This is a genomic window from Streptomyces sp. NPDC001852 (assembly GCF_042891825.1).
GTDB lineage: Bacteria > Actinomycetota > Actinomycetes > Streptomycetales > Streptomycetaceae > Streptomyces.
The window spans coordinates 1-19472 of record NZ_JBIATN010000033.1 but is presented as its reverse complement, the minus strand read 5'-3'; the positions used below and the strand labels follow the sequence as shown (position 1 = coordinate 19472).

Below are 19472 nucleotides of genomic sequence, written 5' to 3'. Positions count from 1 at the left end.
AGATCCCCTTGCCCAGCACCACGAACCACGGATTCCTCGCGCTGGAGGGCGTCGACGGATCCGGGAAGACGACGACCGCACGGCTCATCGCCGAACACGTACGTGCGCAGGGACGGCCCCTGTCCCGCATCGGCCAGCACTCGTGGCTCGATCCGCAGGCGGCGCGCGTCATCATCGACGTCCGCGAGGACCGGCCGCACCGGCACAGCCACCGGCGGATCACCGAGGCCTACTTCCGCGACAAGCAGTTGCAGGCCGGCGCGATCGGTGACCTGCTGCGTGACCGCACCGTGCTGTCGGACCGCTACATCTTCAGCGACGCGGCCTACCTGGAGGTCCTCTACGGCATCCCCGCCCGCGAGACGCTGGACCGCCACCACGCGCACGGCACACTGCTGCCCGACCTGATCGTCTACCTCGACGTTCCCGTCGCACTGGCCACGGACCGCGTCGTCGCCCGCGGCAAGAGCATGCGGCACTACGAGAACAGCTACACCCTCGACAAGGTCAGCACGGTGTACCGTGCGCTGCTCCTCGACGACCCGCCGCCCTACCTCCCGCCGGTGCACGTGTTCCGCAACACCACCGGTGCGCACGAGGACAGCCGGATGCGCGCCCTGTTCCGTGCCGTGGACGCCGTGGCCGCGCTCGGACGCGACATGCTGGAGACCTCGTGAGCCGCCTGGACGTCGTCATCCCGTGCCACAACGGCGCGCACTGCGTGGGCCGGCAGCTCGCGGCGCTCGGCCGGCAGCGCACCGACGCCGACTGGGGTCTGGTGATCGTCGACGACGGCTCGACCGACGCCCTCGCGGCCGCCGTCGACGACCACCGTCGCCACCTGCCACCGGACACCCGAATCGTGACCCGCCCCGTGCGCGGGGGCACCGGGGCCGCCCGCAACACGGGCGCGCGCGCGGCCCGCGGCGACCGTCTGCTGTTCCTGGACGCCGACGACGAGATCGCCGACGACCACATCGCGGCGATGGCGGCGGCCCTCGACCGGGCCGAACTGGCCACGGCCGGCATCGACTACCGGCGGCTCAACCCGCCCGAGGTGCTGCGCCGCACACCGCCCGACCAGCTCCCCGACATCCTGACCGCGAGCCTGTTCAAACCGCACGTGTTGGGCGGGCTGATGGGGATCTCCCGAGGTCTGTTCGAGGAACTGGACGGCTTCGACGAGCGGTTGCCCGCGCTCGCCGACGTCGACCTGTCCTGGCGGGCGCAGTTGGCGGGCCGCACCATCGGCGTGGCGGACACCGTCGTGTCGGTCGGCATCCGTGCCACGCACCGCGGCAGGTTCCGCCGGGGCCGGTTCCAGGGGCACGACATCGTGGCCCTGCGCCGGAAGTTCGCCGCGCACGGCACCGACCCCGTGACCTGGCGCGGCCACCTGGCGGACTGGCTGCACCTGCCGGTCACGGCCGCACGCGCGGGAGCCCCGGCCGCCCTGTCCGCCCTGGTGTGGGAACTCGGCTGGCAGACGGGCGTCCTGGACGCCCTCAGGTCCGAGCTGCGCATCCCGTCCCCCCTCACCGCGCCGGAGACGTCATGATCACCCTGTCCCGGGGGCTGAACCCGCACGAGACCGCCTGGGCGGAGCCGGTCGTCCCGGACCGGCCCCCGTTCACCCTCCTGCACGGCAGCCCCTCGTACATCAACGTGCTCGACGCGCTCGGCGCCCAGGAAGCGGTCCGGGCCCTGCGCAACCGGACCGGCGTGGCCGCCTGCGCCTCGTTCAAGCACACCTCCCCCGCGGGCATCGCGCTCGGCGGCCCCTTCGCGCCGGGGGACGAGGACTTCCACGACCGGGGGCTGCTGCCGTACGACGCCCTCGGCCGGGCCGTCGTACGGGCCCGGAACACCTCGCCCAAGTGCTCCTACGGGGACTTCGTCGCGGTGTCGGAGCCGGTCATTGCGGCACAGGTGCCGCTGTTCGCGAACGCCATCGGCGTGATCGCCCCGGACTTCACCCCCGAGGCGCTCGCGGAACTCTCCCGCTTCCACCACGGCCGGTTCATCCTGCTGCGCGCCCACGGGACCGAGGAGCGGGCCGGGCGCAGCGTGAGCGCGCGGGAGTCCGTCGAGACGGCGGGGCTCCGGCTGACGCGCTCGGCCGCACCGCTGCAGGGGTTCGCGGGCGGGACGCGCTCGGAGTGCGGCACACCCGGCAGCGCGGACGACCTGGCCGTCGCCGTCGAGGCCGTCCGACACGCCCAGTCGAACGCCATGGCCTTCGTCGTGGACGGCGCCACGATCGGCATCGGCATGGGGCAGCAGAACCGCCTGGACTGCACCCGCCTGGCCGCGGCCCGCGCCCGGACCTGGCAGCGCCGGCGGCATCCGGACGTCCTGGGCCTCGGGTTCCGGGCGGGCGTGGGGCCCGCGGAACGCGCGGTGTGGCGGGCGCGGCTCGCCGAGGGCGACCTGACCCCCTCGGTCCGCGACGAGTTCGCCGGGGTGCTGGCGGACCCTCGGGACGCCGACCGGGAACCGGACTGGAACGCGACGCCACCGCTGTCCGGGGTGACCCTGGCGGCCGACAACCACTTCCCGTTCGTCGAGGTTGTCGAGATCGCGGCCCGCCTGGGGGTCGGCCAGCTGGTCACGCCCGCCGGCTCGACCGCGGCGGACGCGCTGCGGGACGCCTGTGACGCCCATGGCATGAGCTGGATCGTGACCGGTGAGCGCTTCTTCCGGCACTGACACCGGCCCCCTCGCACGGCCCTGGCGGCTGCCCGACTGGCGCCGGCGCGCCGTGGCCGTCATCGACGCCCGGCTGGCCGCGGCGGGCCTGCGGCGCACCGGGCCCGTCGAAGATGTCAAGCGCTGGGAGCTGTCGGCCGTGCTGCGCTGCCCGACCAGCGGAGGCGCGGTGTTCTACAAGCAGTCGCTGCCGTCCCTGGCACACGAGGGCCGGGTGCTGGCCCTGCTGGCCGACCGCCACCCCGGTCTGGTGCCCGAGGTCCTCGCACCCGGGCCGCCGCGCGAGGGCTGGTGCACCCGGGAGGTCCCTCTGCGGCCGGGCACGGAACTACCCGACGACGAACGGGGCCGGGCCCTGGCCGTCCTCGGCACGGTGCAGCGCGACTGGCTGGGCCGAACCGCCGAACTCACCGTCGCCGGCTGCTGGGTGCGCACTCCGCGGGCGCTGGCCGGCCTGGTGGCGTTGGGGGGGCGCAGCGATCTGTTCGGGCCGGACTCGGGGCTGCCGGACGCGCTGAGCGCACCGGAGTCCGCCCGGCTGGCCGCGGCCTGCGCCCGGCTGCCCGAGCTGTGCGCGGCACTGGTCGCGGCGCCGCCCGGCGAGAGCCTCGTCCACGGCGACCTGCACCCGGGCAACTGGGGCGTGACCCCCGCGACCGGCCGGACCGTGTTCCTGGACTGGGCGGAGGCCTCCGTCGGCCACCCGTTCCTGGACGTCGCGGCGGCTCTCAGAAGCTGTCCGGACGCCGGGGTCCGAGCCCGGGCCCTCGACCGGTACTTCGCGAGCTGGTCGCCGCTGATGTCGGCCGCCGAGTGCCGGGAGGTGTGGCGGCTCGCCGAACCGGTCGCCGCGTTCAACCAGCTGGTCACCTACACGCACTTCATCGACACGGCGGAACCGCACGAGCGGCCGGGCTGGGCGCCACGGCTGCTGGGGTGGGCGCGGGGACTGCTGCGGACCACGGACACGGCCGGGCGGAGCCGAGGGCACGCCTGCCTCCCTTGAATACGCCCCGCGCGCCCCCGCCCATGCGCCCTTCCGCCGACCCGGCCCCCGCCCGCCCCGTGGCGGCCGTCCCCGCTTCCCGCACGAAGGAGACACCGACATGTGGTCCACCCCCTCGACACCCGTCCTCGTCACCGGCGGTGCCGGCTTCATCGGCAGCCGCCTCGTCCGTTCCCTGGCCGCGTCGGGCCACCCTGTCCGGGTCCTGGACGACCTCACGACGGGCCGGCCCGAGTCCGTCGAGGCGGTCCCGGGGGCCACCCTGGTTCGCGGCAGTGTGCTGGACGCGGACGCGGTGGCCGAGGCCGCGCGCGGGACGGGGCTGGTGCTGCACCTCGCGGGCGTCGTAGGCATGCGTCTCGCGGCACAACAGGCCGGACTCGCCTACGCCGTGGGCCACCAGGGGACGGCGAACGTCCTGGCGCACACCGGGGACACGCCCGTCGTACTCGTGTCCAGTTCCGCCGTCTACGGGCTCAGCGACAGCACCGCGGAGCTGCGCGAGGAGACGACCGTGGACCGGGCCGTCCCGCTGGCGTACGACGGCGGCGCCCCGGGCTACTCCACCGGCAAGTGGGAGATGGAACGGCTGGGGCGCGCGGCCGCCCGGCACCGGCCCGTGCTCACGGTGCGGCCCTTCAACGTCGTCGGCCCCGGCCAACTGGGGCGCTACGGCATGGTGCTGCCGACCTTCTTCCGGCAGGCCGAGTCCGGGGAGCCGCTGACCGTGCACGGCGACGGCAGCCAGCGCCGCTGCTTCACCGACATCGACCAGTTCACCCGCCGCCTGCTCGACCTCACGGCCACCGAGGCCGCGTGGCGGCCCGGCGCCAACGTGTTCAACATCGGCTCCCGCACCGAGACGACCATCGCCGGCCTGGCCCGCCTGGTCCTCGACGCCACCGGCAGCACGGCGGGCTTCGTCCACGTGCCGTACGAGTCGGTCTTCCCCGGCCGCACCGACGTGACCGGCCGTGTGCCCTGCCTGGACCGGCTGACCGCGGCCGTCGGCGAGACCGACTGGCTGTCCGCCGCGGCACTGGTGCGCAAGACGGCACAGGCACGGCGGGCCCACGTGCTCACCGCCGCCCGGTGACGGGTTCGCCGCGTGCGGGTTCACGCAAGAAGAACGGCATTTCGTTGACGCGTTTCCGCGGCCACGAGAACCTTTTCCCAGACATTCAGCACGGAGGAGCTGCACCATGAAACTTCAGCTGCCGGCTCCCGGGGAAACCATATTGGCGATGCTCAAACTCCCCGGAGAAATGTGCAATATCAACTGCCATTACTGCTACGAGCGGCGCAAACCGTACCCCAACGCCCTCATGCTGAAGCCGGAGGTGCTACGCAAGTTCCTCGCCCTGTGCGGCGGGCGGCCACTGGCGGTCGAACTGCACGGTGGTGAGCCGCTGCTCGTCGGCCGCCGCAAGATGGCCGACCTGTTCGGCGAACTGCGGCGCTACGAGGGTCCGGTGACGGTCTCGATGCAGACCAACGGGATCCTCCTGAACGAGGCGTGGCTCGATTTCTTCGACCGTGAATGGTCAGACATCGAGATCGGCATCAGCCTGGACGGGGACGAGCAGGGCAACGCGCACCGCGTCGACTTCCGGGACCGCCCCACCTACCGCAAGGTCACCAAGGCGCTCGACGTGATGGCGGCCCGGGGCCGCAACGTCGGCGTCATCGTCGTCGTCACCCGCCGCATCCTCGGCCGGGCCACGGACGTGCTGGACTCGCTGAGCAAGTTCGAGGCCGTGAAGGTCGTCAAGCTCTCCGGGTGCCTCGACTTCAACGTGAAGACCAAGGACTACCGGACACCGAACCGCCGGTCGCTTCAGATCCTCAACCCCGACGGAGTCGGCATGCCCGGATGGGCGACGACGCCCGACGAGTACGCCGACTTCCTGATCGAGGCGTTCGAGCACTGGTCGGCGACCCGCTCCTACGGCGCGTACGTGCTGGAGCCGTTCTTCAGCATCATCCGGTCGCTGTCCGGACTGCCCACGAGCTACACGAGCTTCAGCGACCGCAAGGAACCCTTCGTCGTGACGCTCTACCCCGACGGGCGCATCGGCAGCTCGGACGAACTGAGCATGCCCGGCGCGCTGCTGGGTTCCGTCGACACGGCGACCGGGATGGACGAGCTGCTCACCCTGGACAGCAACCCGGGACTGCGCCGCGACCTGTCCGCGCTGCTCGACAAGTGCGCGGGCTGCTCGCACGAGGCCTCGTGCCGCGGCGGCGCCCTTCCCGACCGGCTCCGCTTCGAGGGGACCGGGTTCGAGGAGGAGTACTGCGACTACCGGCGCAAGGTCATCGACCACGTGGCCGCGGCCCTCCCGGCAGCGGCCTGAAAGGGAAACCGCAATGTTCCTCCTCCCCGTCATCGACGACGACGAGACACAGAACCGCTACTGGAACGCCTCGCTCGACGGCCGGGCCATCCACTCGTTCCTGCTGTGGGTCGAGCCGCACAGCACCGCCCGGGCCCGCCGTGCCGCCGAGGCGGCCGCTGCCGGGGCGCCGGACCCCACGGAGGTGCCCGACGCGCTCACCCGCGCCCTCGCCGGCCTCGCCGACGACCCGGACATCGCCGTCGACCCCGCCGAGGTGAGCACCTCCCTGCTTCCGCTGCGGGCCGGTCCGCGTCTCGCCGTCCTCCACGGCCTGCGCGAGGACGGCGGCCGGCTGCGGCTGGCCCCGGCCGCCGCGCGGGACCGGGCGGCGGTCGGCGACGCCGTGCGGGTGCTGGACGGCGTCGGCCTGCGGTACGTCGTCGACCTCGCCGTGGGCGCGGTGGTCCTCGGCGACGCGGTGCCGGCCGACGTGTGCGACGTGGCCCGGCTCTCCCCGGGCGAGTCCGACGCGCTGTCCCGCGCCGAGGCGCTGCTGCGCGAGGGCGCCAGGTCCTGGATGGACCAGTGGCTGCGCACCGAGGAGGCCGTCGGCGCCCGCAGCGGTCCGCTGTCCGGGACCGACCGTGCCTGGCTGACCGGTGTCTTCGCCGACTCCCTCGCCTTCCAGCTGTACGACCGGCTCGCCGCCCGCCGGTCCGAGGACACCCCGGAGCCCGTCGCGCGCCGCCGGCGGGAGATCCTCCACGGGCTTCGCGCGCTGCGTGCCGGACTGCCGGGCCGGGTCGGCGAGACGGTCGGCATGGGCATCGTCGCCGAGCTGATCGGCACCACCTACCCCTGCTGGAACCGGCGGCAGTTCGCCGTCAAGTCCCCCTTCGACTACATCCGCGAGATCCGGCCGTTGACGGACGCCGAGAAGGCGGAACACCTCGACCGGTGGGCCGCCCCGAGCGCCGTACGCTGACCGCCGCCCCGAAAGGACCGGAGACCATCATGACCGAAGCCGATACCATCGAGGCGGCCGCGTCCGTCACGTCGTTCCAGGCCGATCTGACCGCGCGGCTGGTGGAACACCGTGCCGAGCGGGCGCGCACGCTGCTGGCCAGCCTGCGCAGTCTCGTGCCGGGCACGCAGCTCGATGGCCCGGACGGGGCGCCGGACGCCTTCGACAACGCCGTCCTCCACCACGCCTTCCAGCAGGCGCGCCTCGCCGCGCGGACCCGCGACGCGGACCGGGCCCGGCGGGCCGTGCGCCTGTGGCAGACCCGGGCGGCGCTGCGGGCCGAGGCCGTGCAGACGGCCGTCGGTCCGGTCATGGTGCTGCGCGCGACGGACTGCGACGCCGTAGACGACGACCGCCTCGGCAGCAGGATGTACTTGCTCGGCAGGTCGCCCGAGCAGGACGCGGCGGAGCGGGCGCGCATCGCACGGACCCTGAACGAGGCCGTCGACGCCGCACTCGCTGTCGGCGGCGAGGTGCTGCGCTCCTCCACCGCCGTCGTCATCTGGACCGAGGCTGTACCGCTCGGGGCGACCTGCCGCAGCTACACGTTCGACTTCCTGCCCGGCACCGTCGTCCTGAACTGGACCGACGAACCGCTGCGCCTGGGCGAGACCCTCGTGCACGAGGCCACGCACTCCTGGCTGAACGAGTCCTTCGACGCCGAGGGCGTGTCCTTCGCCGACGACGGCCCCCGCTTCCACTCCCCGTGGAAGAACGAGGACCGTCCGGTGTTCGGGATCGTGCACGCGGCCCTCGCCTTCGCGAACGTCATCCAGTACCTCTCGCGCATCCAGCCGGCGCGGGACGACGACTCGCAGCTCGCCGCCGTGCTGCGGCGGCGCCTTGAGGTGGAATTGGAGTCGCTGGAGGTCGGCCACGCGTCGGCCCTCACCTGCTTCGACCAGGTACCCAGCGAACCGCTGCGCACGTACCTGCGGGCCGCCGTCGCCGACGCGCGGCGCGCGGGCTGACGGCGGCACCGGTGCCGGGTCCACCCTACCGTCGCCTGGGCCCGTTGCCCGTCCTCACCGCCGAGGACCTGCGCGAGCCCGTACGAACGCTGCTGACCGATCCCACGGCCGAGGTGAGCGGCTGGACGGGTGAGCCGATCGGTTACGAGAGCTGGAGCAGGGCAAGCGACGGGCTGTACGTGGTGCGGGGCACGGCCTCGTGCGACGGCGGCGACCGCGCGTGGGAGATGGTGCTGAAGCAGGTACGGCACCGCCCCTGGCGGCCCGGCCCGCGGGATCTGGCCCGTCAGATCGACGACGGCGGCGACGGGCCGGCGGACTGGGCCTACTGGCGGCGCGAGGCGCTGGTGCTGGGCTCGCTGCTCCCGTATGCCGTCGCCGGCCGGTTCGCCGCCGTCCGCTGTCTGGGGCTCGTGCCGCTGCCCGGTGACCGGCTCCGGCTCTGGCTGGAGCGGGCCGGCGGAACGCCCGGCGAGGCCTGGACGGCCCTTGAATTGCTCGACACCGCCGAGTACCTCGGCGGATTCCACGCCCGCTCGCTGCGGCAGCCGCCGCCGTCCCGGGAGTGGTGGTGCAGGCCGTTCCTGGAACAGGCCGCGCTGCGCGAGCGGTTCGCTCTGATCGACCGGGTCGCCGACGCGGAGACGAGTGCGGATCCGGCGCTGCGCGGCCTGTTCCGGCCGGGGACCGCCACGGCGTTGCGGTCGTTGGCACGCCGGCACGCCGAGGCCGTCCGGACGATGCGGTCCCTGCCTGCCGGGCTGGTGCACCGGGATCTGACGCCGCGCAACCTGTTCCGGACGGCGCGGAGCACGGTAGCGATCGACTGGGGCCAGGCGGGGCTGGGGCCGGCCGGCGAGGACCTGGCCACCCTCGTCCTGTCGTCGGCGGCGGCCGCAGATCTGGACCCCGCCGCCACGCTCGCCCTCGGGTGCGCGGCCGCCGCGCGCCACGCCACGGGGATGGCGGAACAAGGGGGCCCGTGCGACCCGGAGGACGTGGCCCTCGCCTACCGCCTCGTGGCCGCCTACCACTTCGGACTGCCCGTGGTGCGGATCGCCGACCGGCTGCTCGCGCGGGACGCCGCGTCCCGTGCCGAGGCGGCCGACGATCCCGTTACGCGGCGGCGGGTGGCCGTGATGACGGCCCTGATGGAACAGGCGCAGCGGGACCTGTGAGTACGGCGGCCCGATGAGGGCGGGCTCGCCGGCCGAAGCCCTCCGCACGCCGGGCAGAGACCTTCCGCACGTCGGACGCAAGTCCTCCGGCTGCTGGGCGAGAGCCCTCCGGCTTGCGGCCGTCAGGCCGGGCCCGACGGCCGCATGCCGGTCATGGTGAGCCGACCGCGCTCCAGGCGCAGCCGGTACCAGCTCCCCCGGCCCACGATCCGCGGCAGTGCGCAGCCGTGGGCCGCCGACAGGTGCGCCAGCGTGGCGGGGATGGCGTCGCCGTGCGAACAGGCCACCGCGTGGCCGCCGTCGTGACGGGCGGCGATCTCCACCAGCGCGCCAAGGGCCCGGCCGGCCGCCCACGCGCCGCCCAGCGACGGGCCGATGGGAGCGAAGACCCCTTCGGTCCAGGCCGACGGCTCGGCGAACCCGCGCGCCTCCCGCAGCCGGTCGTCGGCCACCACGGGGACCCCGGCGACGGCGGCCAGCGGGGCGACGGATTGCCGGCAGCGCAGTGAAGGGCTGCTGTAGACGGCGTCGACCCCCTCGTCGAACACCTCGCCGAGGACTTCCGCCTGCCGCGTTCCCTCAGCACTCAGCGGACGCAGATCGTCGTCCCCGCTCCACTCCGCACGCGGCGACGAGGCACAGTGCGGAACCAGATCCAACACAATGGTGCATGAATTCGCGAACATAGCGCGCATCATGCCCGGGCCGGTCGACGGAGTCCAAGAATTAGCGGGTATCCGCAAAAAAGTTGACCACGCGGATCCCGCCACGGAACCTGAAGCTCAAATGGAGTGCAGGGCGGGCACGTTCCGCAGGCTACGGAGTCGGTATGGAATTGGTCGACACAGCGGCGCACCACGGTGTGCGGGAAATAGCCCGGGAATTCCTTGAGCACGGCGCTCCGTTCCTCTGGCCGGAGCTGCCCGACCTCACCGGCCTGCCGCCGGACCGCATCGCCGCACTGCCTCCCCTGCCGTACGGCGACCCGGCGTTCAGCGCCCGGCTGCTTCGGGAGCAGACCGACACCACGACGACGGACTCCTCCCGCCCCCCGGCAGCGGTGGAGCAACAACTCGCCTGGTTGTGCACCACGTTGCCGGGATGGCGAGCCGGCCGCGTGCACCATCCGCTGTGCGGTCCCGGCAACTACGCGGCCGCGCTGGGCGGTCACGGTCTGACCGCGTACGTCGGCGTCGACGCGGGCCCCGCGGTGGTCGAACACGCCCGCCGTCGCTTCGCCGGGCAGGACCACATCCGGTTCGTGCTCGGCGACGCGACGGAGACCGCCGCCCCGCCGGAGGAGCCCGCCTGCGACACGCTGCTGCTCACCTACGACGCCGCCAACTTCTTCGCGCCGCATGCCCTTCGGGCGCTTCTCGGCTCTCTGGTGCGGGGGCTGCGCCCGGGCGGCACCGCCGTCCTCGACCTGCGACTCGCCGAGGACGGCACCGCGGGGTTCGACGAAGGACGGCGCGTGCACCGGCGCCGGACCGGCTCGGTGTTCCGGGACGGCCCGCACCTGCTGCTCAGCGAGGGGTTCACCGCCGCGGACGGCGCCCTGCTCGGTCACCGCATCGTCGCGGTGGACGACGGCCCCGGCGGCCGACCGCCCGAGGTCTTCCACTCCGTGCTGCACGTCCCGACCGCCGCGCAGCTCACCGCCGCTCTCACGGCCGCCGGACTCGAGGTGTGCGTGCGAGGACGCCCCTTCGCCGGCTCCGACGACCCCAATCTCGCGCGGCACCTCGTCGCGGCGCGCAAGCAGCGCACCACCCACCGCACCCTTCCGTGGAGGCAGCCATGAAGATCACGTTTCTCGGGCACGCCGGTGCCCTCGTGGAGGCCGACGGCGTGAAGCTCGTCTGCGATCCGTGGTTCTCCGAGGGCGGGGCCTTCCTGTCGGGATGGCACCAGCTGCCCGACAACAGCTCCTGCGCTCCACTCGTGCACGAGGCGACCCATGTGTACGTGTCGCACGACCACCAGGACCACTTCGACTCCGACGTGCTCAACGCGCTCGACCCGTCGGTCACGCTGCTGATGCCCGACTACCCCCTGCCGACCTGGAAGCGGCTGATCCGCACGCTGCGCGGCCCGGCCCCCGTCCTGCTCGGCGACCAGGAGGTCTTCCGAGCCGGCCCGCTCCGACTGCGCCTGATCCACTCCCCCACGCCCAGGCACCAGGACTCGGCCCTCGTCATCGAGGACACCGTCACCGGCCAGGTCGTCGTCAACCTGAACGACTGCCAGGTGGACCGCGACCAGTTGCGGACCATCCGCCGGCTCCATCCACGCATCGACGTCGTGCTGGCCCAGTTCTCCGGCGCCACCTGGTTCCCGTTCGCCTACTCCTTCCCCGCCGCGGAACAGACGGAGGCGGCCCAGCGCAAGAGAGTCAACTCCATGCGCCGGTGGACCCGTTACATGCAGGCCCTGGCCCCGCGCAGCGCGGTCGCGTTCGCCGGGCCGCCGGCCCTGCTCGACCCGGAGCTGGCCCCGCACTTCTTCGCGGAGTCCTCGGTGTTCACCACGCCGCCCGAACTGCTCGCATGGCTGCGCCACGAGCACCCGGACCTGGCGGAGCGCACCGTGGCACCGCTGCCGGGCGACGAACTCGACGTGGCCACGGGCCGGTTGACCGCCGACCCGAGGATCCGGCAGGAGTTCGACTGGGAGAACAACCTCGCGCCCTACATCGCGGACTACGCCCGCAGACGGGCCCCCGCCATCGCCGCGGTGGTCGCCAAGCACCCGGAACCGCGGCACGGCCTCTACGACGGCTTCGCCGCCCAATTCAAGGCGCTGTTCGCGGCCGGGGAGAGCCTGTGCCGGGCCGTCGACGCCGTCGCCGCCTTCGACGTGCGCGGCGCCGGGGGCGGCTTCTGGCTCGTCGACTTCCGCTCTCTTGAGGTGCGCGAGGGCACCGGGCCGGAGACCGACGCGCACGACTACCGCTTCACCCTGTCGTCGCGGTACCTGCCGGAGATCCTGGAGGGCGGGACGAGCTGGGAGGAGTTCTTCTTCTCGTTCCGCTTCAGCGCCTGGCGTCCCGCCATCGGCGCGTACAACGAGGAACTCATGTCGGTGCTGCGGTGCAGCGATCCCGACGACCTCGCCGAATACCTGCGGCGGACGGCACAGGGCGGCGAGCGCCCGGCCGGCACGTTCATGCTGGAGACGCCGAGGGGGACGTACCGGGTGTCCGACACCTGTCCCCACCTGGCCGCGCGGCTCGGCCCGCAGGACTACGACCCGGAACTGGACGCGGTGGTCTGCCCTCAGCACGGCTGGCGCTTCGCCCTGCCGGACGGCGCCTGCGCCAACGGCCGGGCACAACTCGGCGTCTCGCCGGCCGGCCTGGCGGCGGATCCGGACACCCCGACGGACGCCCCGCTGCGTCCCCGAGAAAGGCAGGAACGCCAGTGATCGACTACGCGGCCATGGAACGGCAGCTGAACGCGGCGCACGAGCCCTGCTTCCGCGCCGACCCCTTCCCGCACTACGTGTGGGACGGCATCCTTCCCGCCGACACCCTGCGCGCCGCCGCCGACGCCTTCCCGGACACCGCCGTGATGACGGCGAAGCCGGGCATTCCCCGCTGGCACTCCCAGGACCGGCAGCTGGCCGGGCCGGCCCTGCGGGACCTGTGCGAGGCCCTGCTCGGCGACGACCTCGCCGCCTTCCTCGGCAAGGTGACGGGCGTGGCAGGGCTGCGTACGGAACCGGACGGGGACTGGGGCAGCTACCGGCTCGCCGGCCATGGCGCCGTCCATCACGCGCACGTCGGCTCCAACCGGCACCCGGAGACCGGGCGGCTGCGCCGGTACTCGCTGTTCACCTACCTCACCGAGGGCTGGCGACCGGAGGACGGCGGCTGGCTCGAACTGGGCGAACCGGTCGACGGCGAGTCCCCGGCCCGGATCATGCCCTCCTTCAACCGTAGCGTCCTCATCGAGACGACGGCCCGGTCGCTGCACGGCGTGTCCGCGCTGCGGGCCCCGGCACCGGTCCTGCGCAGGACCGTGACCGTGCACTTCTGGACCGATCCGGCGGCGGACGGCGCGGCGTGAGCGGGGATGCGAGGTGAGGCACCGCCGGCTGGGCCAAAGCGGCCTGCACGTCAGCGAGTTGGTGTACGGGAACTGGATCACCCACGGCGGCCAGATCGACGAGGACCGCGCCCGCGCGTGCGTCAGGGCGGCGCTGGACTGCGGTGTGACCAGTTTCGACACGGCCGACGGTTACGCGTTCGGCATGGGCGAGGAGATCCTCGGCCGCGCGCTGGCGGGCGAGCGCCGGTCCGGGGTCGAGATCTTCACCAAGGTGTACTGGCCGGTCGGCCCCGGGCCGAACGAGCGCGGGCTGTCCCGCAAGCACATCATGGAGACGATCGACGTCTCGCTGCGACGGCTCGGCACCGACCACGTCGACCTCTACCAGGCCCACCGCTTCGACCACGGGTCCCCGCTGGAGGAGACCATGACGGCCTTCGCCGACGTGGTCCGCGCAGGCAAGGCCCTCTATATCGGGGTGTCGGAGTGGCGGGCGGAGGAGATCCGCGCCGCGCAGGGCCTCGCCCGCGAGCTGCGGGTGCCGCTGGTGTCCAACCAGGCACGCTATTCGGCCCTGCACCGTGTGATCGAGGCCGAGGTGATCCCCGTCTGCCGGGAGCTGGGTCTCGGTCAGCTCGCCTTCTCCCCGCTGGCGCAGGGTGTCCTCACCGGGAAGTACCTGCCCGGCCGGCCGCCGCCGCCCGCGTCGCGCGCGACCGACACCAAGGGGTTCGGGGGACACTTCATCGAGAAGGTGCTGCGCGAGGACATCCTCGGCCGCGTGCACCGACTGCTGCCGCTGGCGGAGGAGGCGGGGATGCCCCTGCCGGTCCTGGCCCTGGCCTGGGTCCTGCGTGAGCCGAACGTGGCGGGCGCGGTGATCGGGGCCAGCAGGCCCGAGCAGATCACCGCCAACGCCGCGGCGTGCGACATCGTCCTCGACGAGGATCTCAAGGCCGCGGTGGACGCCGTCCTGGCACCGGTGGCGCTGACCGACCCGGCCCTCACGAGCAGTCCGGCCGCCGTGTCCTGAACGGCCACCGTCCCGGCTCTTCGGTGCCTCCGGCCGCCTCCCGCGGCCGGGGGCACCGCCGACACCGGGAGGGTCCCTGCGGCCGCGCCTGGCCGGGGGCCGCCGGATCGCAGCCCCCGGCCAGGCGTCATGTCCGGAGACCGGGTGCCGGCCCGGCCAATGCGGCCCTCGCGGGCCGCGCGCTCCCCACGGGTTCCCGGCGGTGACGTGCCTCGTCCGGGATATCCGCGAGTGCCAGGTGCACGAGCGACGGCTCCATGCCCGCCTCGCGGCACCAGCGCAGCGACAGCGCGAGCGGCACACCCCGTTCCGACCACAGCCGCGTCAGCTGCCGCGCGGCCTCACCCGGCCGGTCCGAGAGGGCGCCGGGTCGCAGCAGCAGGTTGCGTCCGCGCACCAGCACCCTCAGGAAGGCGTCCCGCTCTTCGGCCATGTGCACCCAGGAGCGCGCCGACAGCTCGGGGAAGCCGAGGGGCGCACGGTAGGCGAACTCCGCGGTGGCAATGACCGAGGTCAGTAAAGCGGGCGGGAGGCCGTGCACCGCCAGTTCGGTACCGATCAGACGGATCAGCCGGCGCAGAACGTACGGACCACCGCGAGGCCCGGGTGCCATTCCCTCGCCGAGCAGCAGGGAGACGGCGCTGGACACGTCCGCGAGGAAGACGGGGCTCGGGCCCGCCGCTCCGCCGGCCACGGCCAGCAGTTCGGCGATGCCCGCGGTCAGCCGGCCGAGCAGGGGCGGCACCGTGGTTCTCCGGCCGCCCGGCACCGGCGATCCACCGGGGACGACGGGTTGCGTCAGCGCGTGTTCGGAGACGATCACCTCGAACAGCGGCCGGCGCAGGGGCGTCACGCGGCCCGCCGTCCGTCGACGCTCGGCGAACTGGATGTGCGCGACCGAGAGATGGCATCCGCAGGGGCACTGCCCGTCGCAGTGCGCGAACACGACGCCCCGAGACCGGCGGCGCACCGTGAGGCACGGCCCAAGCTCGGGCTCCATGCGCACCGGCGCGTCCGGCAGTCGGGTACCGCGCACGATACTCCCGGGCCGGACGCCGAGTCTGCGCAGGGCGGCCGTCACGGGCGGTCCGTCCTGTGGCTCCGCCCGGAGCAGGAACGTCAGTTCACCGGGTGGGGTGCCGGCCTCCCGCAGTGCGTCCAGGACATCGCCCAGCGTCTCCTGGTAGGGGCGCCTGCCGGTCCAGACGGCTCCGACGGCGCGCTGGACGCTCGGCGGAGAGGCGGGGGGCAGGTGGGCCAGCCGACTGGTGTTCAGCACCCATTGCAGGACCACGGCACCGCCGGGTTCGGGCCGCGGATGACCGGTCAGGAACCTGCGCCAGGCCGGATCCGCCACCGAGGTGAAGAGGGTGGCGCCGTCGTCCCCCGCGAGCAGGGGCCCAGGTGGGAGTCGGCGGTAACCGAGCCGTACCAGACGTTCCGCGAACGTCGACACGGCCCGGGACGCCCCAGCCGCTCCCCCCTGCGGCACGCTCTCTCGCACACACACCACTCCCCGTTTCAGTTCACAAAGGCGAACCTTGACTAGCTGTCACAAAATCCTAGTCATAGCTCGGCAGAGCTGCATCCCCTCTTGTCGACGTAGCCATTATGCGAGGTCTATTACTGTTTACGCCCATCCCCATATGGCCTTAAAACTTACCAAAAGGGTGCGACACGCCTTTCTCGTCTCACTTAATTCCGGTGTTGACCATCGAGTCATGCCGTGCCAGCATCTGGACCCAAGGCAGTCAAATAAGTCACAACACGAGTCACTTATCACTGCCAGTAGGAAGTGAGGACTAAAGATGAATCGCTTAAGACGCCTGTCGGCAGCCGTCGCACTCCTGCTGTGTTTCGCCACCCCGGTGGCGTCCGCCGCACACGGCGGGCAGTCGGCCAAGCCCGGATCGCCGGCCGGGACCACCACCGGGATCGCCGCGCCCGCACCCGACGGGTTCCCGATCGACAAGGACATCCCGCTCTGCTGCTGACAGCGTGTCCTCAACGCGTGAAGGCGGCAGAGGCGTTCCTTCCTCTGCCGCCTTCATGGCTGTCACATTCCCTTCCGCGCCGTTCCTACGTGCGCGACGTCAGCTTCTGGCCCGTCAGGAAGGTCTCCCGGTGCCCCATGCACCGCATGCTCTGCCGGTACGCCCACACCGCGCGCTCGTCCTCACCGCAGAGCCTCAGGATCTCGGCCAACTCGGCCCAGGCGAACGCCGCCTGGCGGTTGGCCTCCGACGCCTCCAGCATCAGGGCACCCCGCTCGTAGGCGTCCTGGGCGGCCTCCCGGTCCCCGAGCGCCAACCGGGCCGCGGCCAGCACCAGATGGTTGCGGGCGCTCTGCAACCGGTGGTCGGGGCCGAGCAGTTCCAAGGCCCGTTCGGCGTGACCGATCGCGGCCTCGGCGTTCCCGAGGCGCAGTTCGACCTGCGCCAGGGCGGAGAGGCAGTAGGCGACGTCCACGCTGCTGCCGACCTCGCGCAGACTCGTGAGACTCTGGTCGAGCACGTCACGGGCGGCCTCCGGCTGCGCCGTCTCCGACTGGAGGAGCAGCATGGCGTAGGCGTTCCGCAGCCGCGCCAGAGCTCGCTGGTCCTCGCCCTCCGCGTAGATGGCCAACGCCTTCTCGATCAGCGTGAGGGCGTCCGCGGTGTTGCCGTTGCGGTACATGACCACGCTGGCGTTCCAGTACGCGGCGCCGAGCGCCCGGGAGTCCGTGACCGTCCCTGCCTGTTCGATCGCCTGGGTGGCGAGGTACGCCGCCCGGTGCATGTCGCCGCGCTCCATGTACACACCCACCAGAGTGGAGAGCAGCTCGATGCCGATGACGGTCGGCCCGAGCTGGAGCTTCTCCAACTCGGTCAGGGTGGCCTCCGCCACCTCGATGGCGTGGGACAGGTCGCCCAGCTCCCGATAGCACCGGCACAGCGCGATCACGGTGGGGAGACGCGGCACCAGGTCGGGACGGTCCAGGGAGGCCGCGTGCAGGGATTCGAACCGGGCGACCGCTTCCTCCAGCCGGCCACCGTGCTCCAGCGACCGGGCTATGCCGCACTCCGCCTTGTACCAGACCTCGGGCCGGTCTGCGAGGCTCACCTTCTCCTGAAGCGTGCGGTACGCCTCGAGCGAAGCCTCCGGGTCCCCGTTGTTCAGGGCCATCTCGGCGTAGTTCAGCTCTACCTGGAACTCGTTGACCGAGATCTCCGCGGGGACGCCGGTCAGGTCGGATGGGTCGCAGCCCAGCCGCCTGGCCAGTTGTGCGAGCACGTCAGCCGACGGCGCCCGCTTGCCCGCCTCCAGCAGCGAAATATAGCTGGCGGACAGGTCGTCGCCGGCGAGATTGGCCTGGGACATTCCGGCCGCCCGACGCAGGCGTCGGATGCGTGCACCGACTTCCCCCGAGATCTTCACACCTGCTCCTCGGCCACATTGACGGGCATTACCAATCAGTCAAGTTTAGCGCAAACCGCTGGCCGCCGGGGAACCAATCCGTTTGAGCCAGAACTCAGCCCGCGACCACCCCTCCCGGTCCCATCGCCGACCGCCGTCACCATCGTCTTCCCAGGTGAACGCCATCACCATGAGCCGTCCCCGAGTATCCGAGCCGATTATTGACAGCAGTCAGTCCTCCGGTCACCTTCTCAGTCAGCTTCCGCCCCCCGAAACGGCGACCAAAACGACGGGACGCACGCTTCCGGGCGCCCCGCCCGCGCGGGTGCGCCCCGCCGCCGCACCACAACCGACCACACCGACCAAGGGAGCCCCGTGCGTAGCTCAACGAACCCCACACCTGTGCGCCGCAGCAGCCTCCGGATACCCGGCGGCGAACAGCGGGCCGTCCCGCTACGGCCGACCGTGGAGGAGAGGCTCGGCGCCGTCATGCCCCTCGACGAGCGCCAGCGCAAGCTGGTGGCACTGCTGCTCGCCGGGCACACGGACGCGAGCGCGGCCGGCCGGCTCGGCGTCAGCCCCCGCACGGTGACGAACATCCTCCGCTCGCTCATGGACAGACTGGGGGTCGACAACCGCTTCCAGTTGGGGGTGGCCCTCGGCAGCCGGATGCGCGTACCCGACCGCCCGAACCACCCGCCCCGGCCCGTCCCGAGACCGAGCGAGCCGATGCCCGAGTTCGACGTCTCGATGCCGTCGGCCCGCCGCGAGGCCGGTGCGTAGGCCGCACGGCGGCAGGTGGCCCGGAGAGCCGACCGGGCGCCGATAACGATGTCGCGCGCTTTGGCCCGCACCCCGTGCCGTCGGCGACACGATCGGAGCCGCAACGTGGCCGGATCATCCCGAAACCACCGACCGGGCCTGCGTGTGGTTCGACGGGGACCGTGCGAACCGACGCCGCGCTCGCGCCGGCGCCACACGAGACCCCCGGTTGCCCCTCGTCGAGCATCTCGGGCGTCAGGTCGCCGCGCCGAACACGCGGACGGTGGCAATAGCGGCCGAACTCCAGCGGCGGCTGGTCAACCTCGAACTCCACCAAGACCTCAGGCCTGACCGGCAGGAAACGCACCGGATCCGCACCGGGCAGCCCGGCCACCGTGCCCGGCAGCTCGCGCATCTCTTCGCCGACCGCGTGCAAGAGCGGCGCCACGGCCAGGCGGACCTGTTGAGCGAGCGGCAGACTCACGCCAACCGCCCGCATCTGGCCGCCCGTTGGCCCGCCCAGCACGAGGGCCTGCGCCGCCGGTGCCCTGCCGGTCACCGCGATGATCACGGCCTCGATGGAGTGGCCCTCGCCCCACTTCGCCCAGCCCGAGGCCAAGCCGGCAGCGTACGGAACGTCGGTCCGCTTGCCCACCAGGCCCTCCACACCCGCAAACGCTCCCACCCACTAGAGGGCTTGCCCGCGATCCTCGGTGGCAGGAACCGCGCGCAGAGTGGCCGGGGCGGCCTCGAGCAGGCGCAGAAGCTCGGTGCGGCGCTCGGTATATGGGCGAGGCCGCCAGTCGGTGTTGCCGACGGCGAGGACGTCGAAAAGGGCGACGTGGACGGTGAAGTCGGCGCCGCGTCTGGGGCCGCGACGGCCGGCCTGGCTCTGCAGCCGGTCCTGAGCTTGGCGTTTAACCTCGCAGGTCACCCGACCTGCTGATCTGCGGTTCTTGCCGGGACAGCGGAGGCGGCCGTTCTCCACGCTTCGAGATGTCG

General features: G+C 72.6%; 18 protein-coding genes and 1 pseudogene. 15 read left to right on the top strand and 4 right to left on the bottom strand.

Going from position 1 to position 19472, the window contains the following annotated elements; genetic code table 11:
• The first annotated feature begins 8 nt into the window (after positions 1-8).
• From ACFYZB_RS38665 to ACFYZB_RS38625, 9 genes are all read left to right on the top strand, one after another.
• Entirely contained in the window at positions 9-677 is a 669-nt protein-coding gene (locus ACFYZB_RS38665) for an AAA family ATPase (protein ID WP_388766448.1), read from the top strand.
• On the top strand, positions 674-1558 hold the full coding sequence (locus tag ACFYZB_RS38660) for a glycosyltransferase family 2 protein (protein ID WP_388766447.1): 885 nt from the start codon (positions 674-676) through the stop codon (positions 1556-1558). Before ACFYZB_RS38665 ends, ACFYZB_RS38660 begins: the two co-directional genes overlap by 4 nt.
• Positions 1555-2709, top strand: coding sequence for a hypothetical protein (locus ACFYZB_RS38655; protein WP_388766446.1), 1155 nt, complete (start codon positions 1555-1557; stop codon positions 2707-2709). Before ACFYZB_RS38660 ends, ACFYZB_RS38655 begins: the two co-directional genes overlap by 4 nt.
• Positions 2687-3715, top strand: a complete 1029-nt coding sequence (locus ACFYZB_RS38650) for a phosphotransferase family protein (protein ID WP_388766445.1) — start codon at positions 2687-2689, stop codon at positions 3713-3715. Before ACFYZB_RS38655 ends, ACFYZB_RS38650 begins: the two co-directional genes overlap by 23 nt.
• Before the next feature lie 100 nt (positions 3716-3815).
• Positions 3816-4811 carry an NAD-dependent epimerase/dehydratase family protein gene (locus tag ACFYZB_RS38645; protein WP_388766444.1) on the top strand — a complete coding sequence of 332 codons (996 nt, stop codon included), beginning with the start codon at positions 3816-3818 and terminating at the stop codon, positions 4809-4811.
• A 169-nt stretch (positions 4812-4980) separates the two neighbouring features.
• On the top strand, positions 4981-6072 hold the full coding sequence (locus ACFYZB_RS38640) for a radical SAM protein (RefSeq protein ID WP_388766443.1): 1092 nt from the start codon (positions 4981-4983) through the stop codon (positions 6070-6072).
• 13 nt (positions 6073-6085) lie between these two features.
• On the top strand, positions 6086-7039 hold the full coding sequence (locus ACFYZB_RS38635) for a hypothetical protein (protein WP_388766441.1): 954 nt from the start codon (positions 6086-6088) through the stop codon (positions 7037-7039).
• A 29-nt stretch (positions 7040-7068) separates the two neighbouring features.
• Complete coding sequence (locus ACFYZB_RS38630; protein ID WP_388766439.1) at positions 7069-8049, top strand: aKG-HExxH-type peptide beta-hydroxylase; 981 nt, start codon at positions 7069-7071, stop codon at positions 8047-8049.
• A 44-nt stretch (positions 8050-8093) separates the two neighbouring features.
• Positions 8094-9227, top strand: coding sequence for a phosphotransferase (locus ACFYZB_RS38625; protein ID WP_388766437.1), 1134 nt, complete (start codon positions 8094-8096; stop codon positions 9225-9227).
• A 122-nt stretch (positions 9228-9349) separates the two neighbouring features.
• On the opposite strand, the gene ACFYZB_RS38620 is transcribed toward ACFYZB_RS38625, so the two are convergent.
• On the bottom strand, positions 9350-9913 hold the full coding sequence (locus ACFYZB_RS38620) for a histidine phosphatase family protein (RefSeq protein WP_388766434.1): 564 nt from the start codon (positions 9911-9913) through the stop codon (positions 9350-9352).
• Between the two features lie 143 nt (positions 9914-10056).
• Here ACFYZB_RS38620 and ACFYZB_RS38615 point away from each other — a divergent pair, with 143 nt between their 5' ends.
• The 4 genes from ACFYZB_RS38615 to ACFYZB_RS38600 are packed head-to-tail and all read left to right on the top strand — an operon-like array spanning position 10057 to position 14312.
• Entirely contained in the window at positions 10057-11031 is a 975-nt protein-coding gene (locus tag ACFYZB_RS38615; RefSeq protein ID WP_388766432.1) for a class I SAM-dependent methyltransferase, read from the top strand.
• Positions 11028-12653 (top strand): MBL fold metallo-hydrolase, encoded by a 1626-nt coding sequence (locus tag ACFYZB_RS38610; RefSeq protein ID WP_388766431.1) that lies wholly within the window; start codon positions 11028-11030, stop codon positions 12651-12653. The genes ACFYZB_RS38615 and ACFYZB_RS38610 overlap by 4 nt, the downstream gene beginning before the upstream one ends.
• The gene (locus tag ACFYZB_RS38605) at positions 12650-13297 is read left to right on the top strand and encodes a 2OG-Fe(II) oxygenase (RefSeq protein WP_388766429.1); all 648 of its coding nucleotides are present in this window, start codon (positions 12650-12652) and stop codon (positions 13295-13297) included. The genes ACFYZB_RS38610 and ACFYZB_RS38605 overlap by 4 nt, the downstream gene beginning before the upstream one ends.
• Before the next feature lie 13 nt (positions 13298-13310).
• Positions 13311-14312, top strand: coding sequence for an aldo/keto reductase family protein (locus tag ACFYZB_RS38600; RefSeq protein ID WP_388766428.1), 1002 nt, complete (start codon positions 13311-13313; stop codon positions 14310-14312).
• 127 nt (positions 14313-14439) lie between these two features.
• On the opposite strand, the gene ACFYZB_RS38595 is transcribed toward ACFYZB_RS38600, so the two are convergent.
• Entirely contained in the window at positions 14440-15768 is a 1329-nt protein-coding gene (locus ACFYZB_RS38595; RefSeq protein ID WP_388766426.1) for a hypothetical protein, read from the bottom strand.
• Between the two features lie 352 nt (positions 15769-16120).
• Here ACFYZB_RS38595 and ACFYZB_RS38590 point away from each other — a divergent pair, with 352 nt between their 5' ends.
• Positions 16121-16306, top strand: coding sequence for a hypothetical protein (locus ACFYZB_RS38590; RefSeq protein WP_388766425.1), 186 nt, complete (start codon positions 16121-16123; stop codon positions 16304-16306).
• An 85-nt stretch (positions 16307-16391) separates the two neighbouring features.
• Here ACFYZB_RS38590 and ACFYZB_RS38585 read toward each other — a convergent pair whose 3' ends face one another.
• Positions 16392-17729, bottom strand: a complete 1338-nt coding sequence (locus ACFYZB_RS38585; protein ID WP_388766423.1) for a helix-turn-helix domain-containing protein — start codon at positions 17727-17729, stop codon at positions 16392-16394.
• Between the two features lie 354 nt (positions 17730-18083).
• Here ACFYZB_RS38585 and ACFYZB_RS38580 point away from each other — a divergent pair, with 354 nt between their 5' ends.
• Positions 18084-18491, top strand: coding sequence for a helix-turn-helix transcriptional regulator (locus ACFYZB_RS38580; protein ID WP_388766421.1), 408 nt, complete (start codon positions 18084-18086; stop codon positions 18489-18491).
• A 667-nt stretch (positions 18492-19158) separates the two neighbouring features.
• Here ACFYZB_RS38580 and ACFYZB_RS38575 read toward each other — a convergent pair.
• Positions 19159-19472 (bottom strand): annotated as a pseudogene (locus tag ACFYZB_RS38575) (hypothetical protein); the annotation flags it as partial.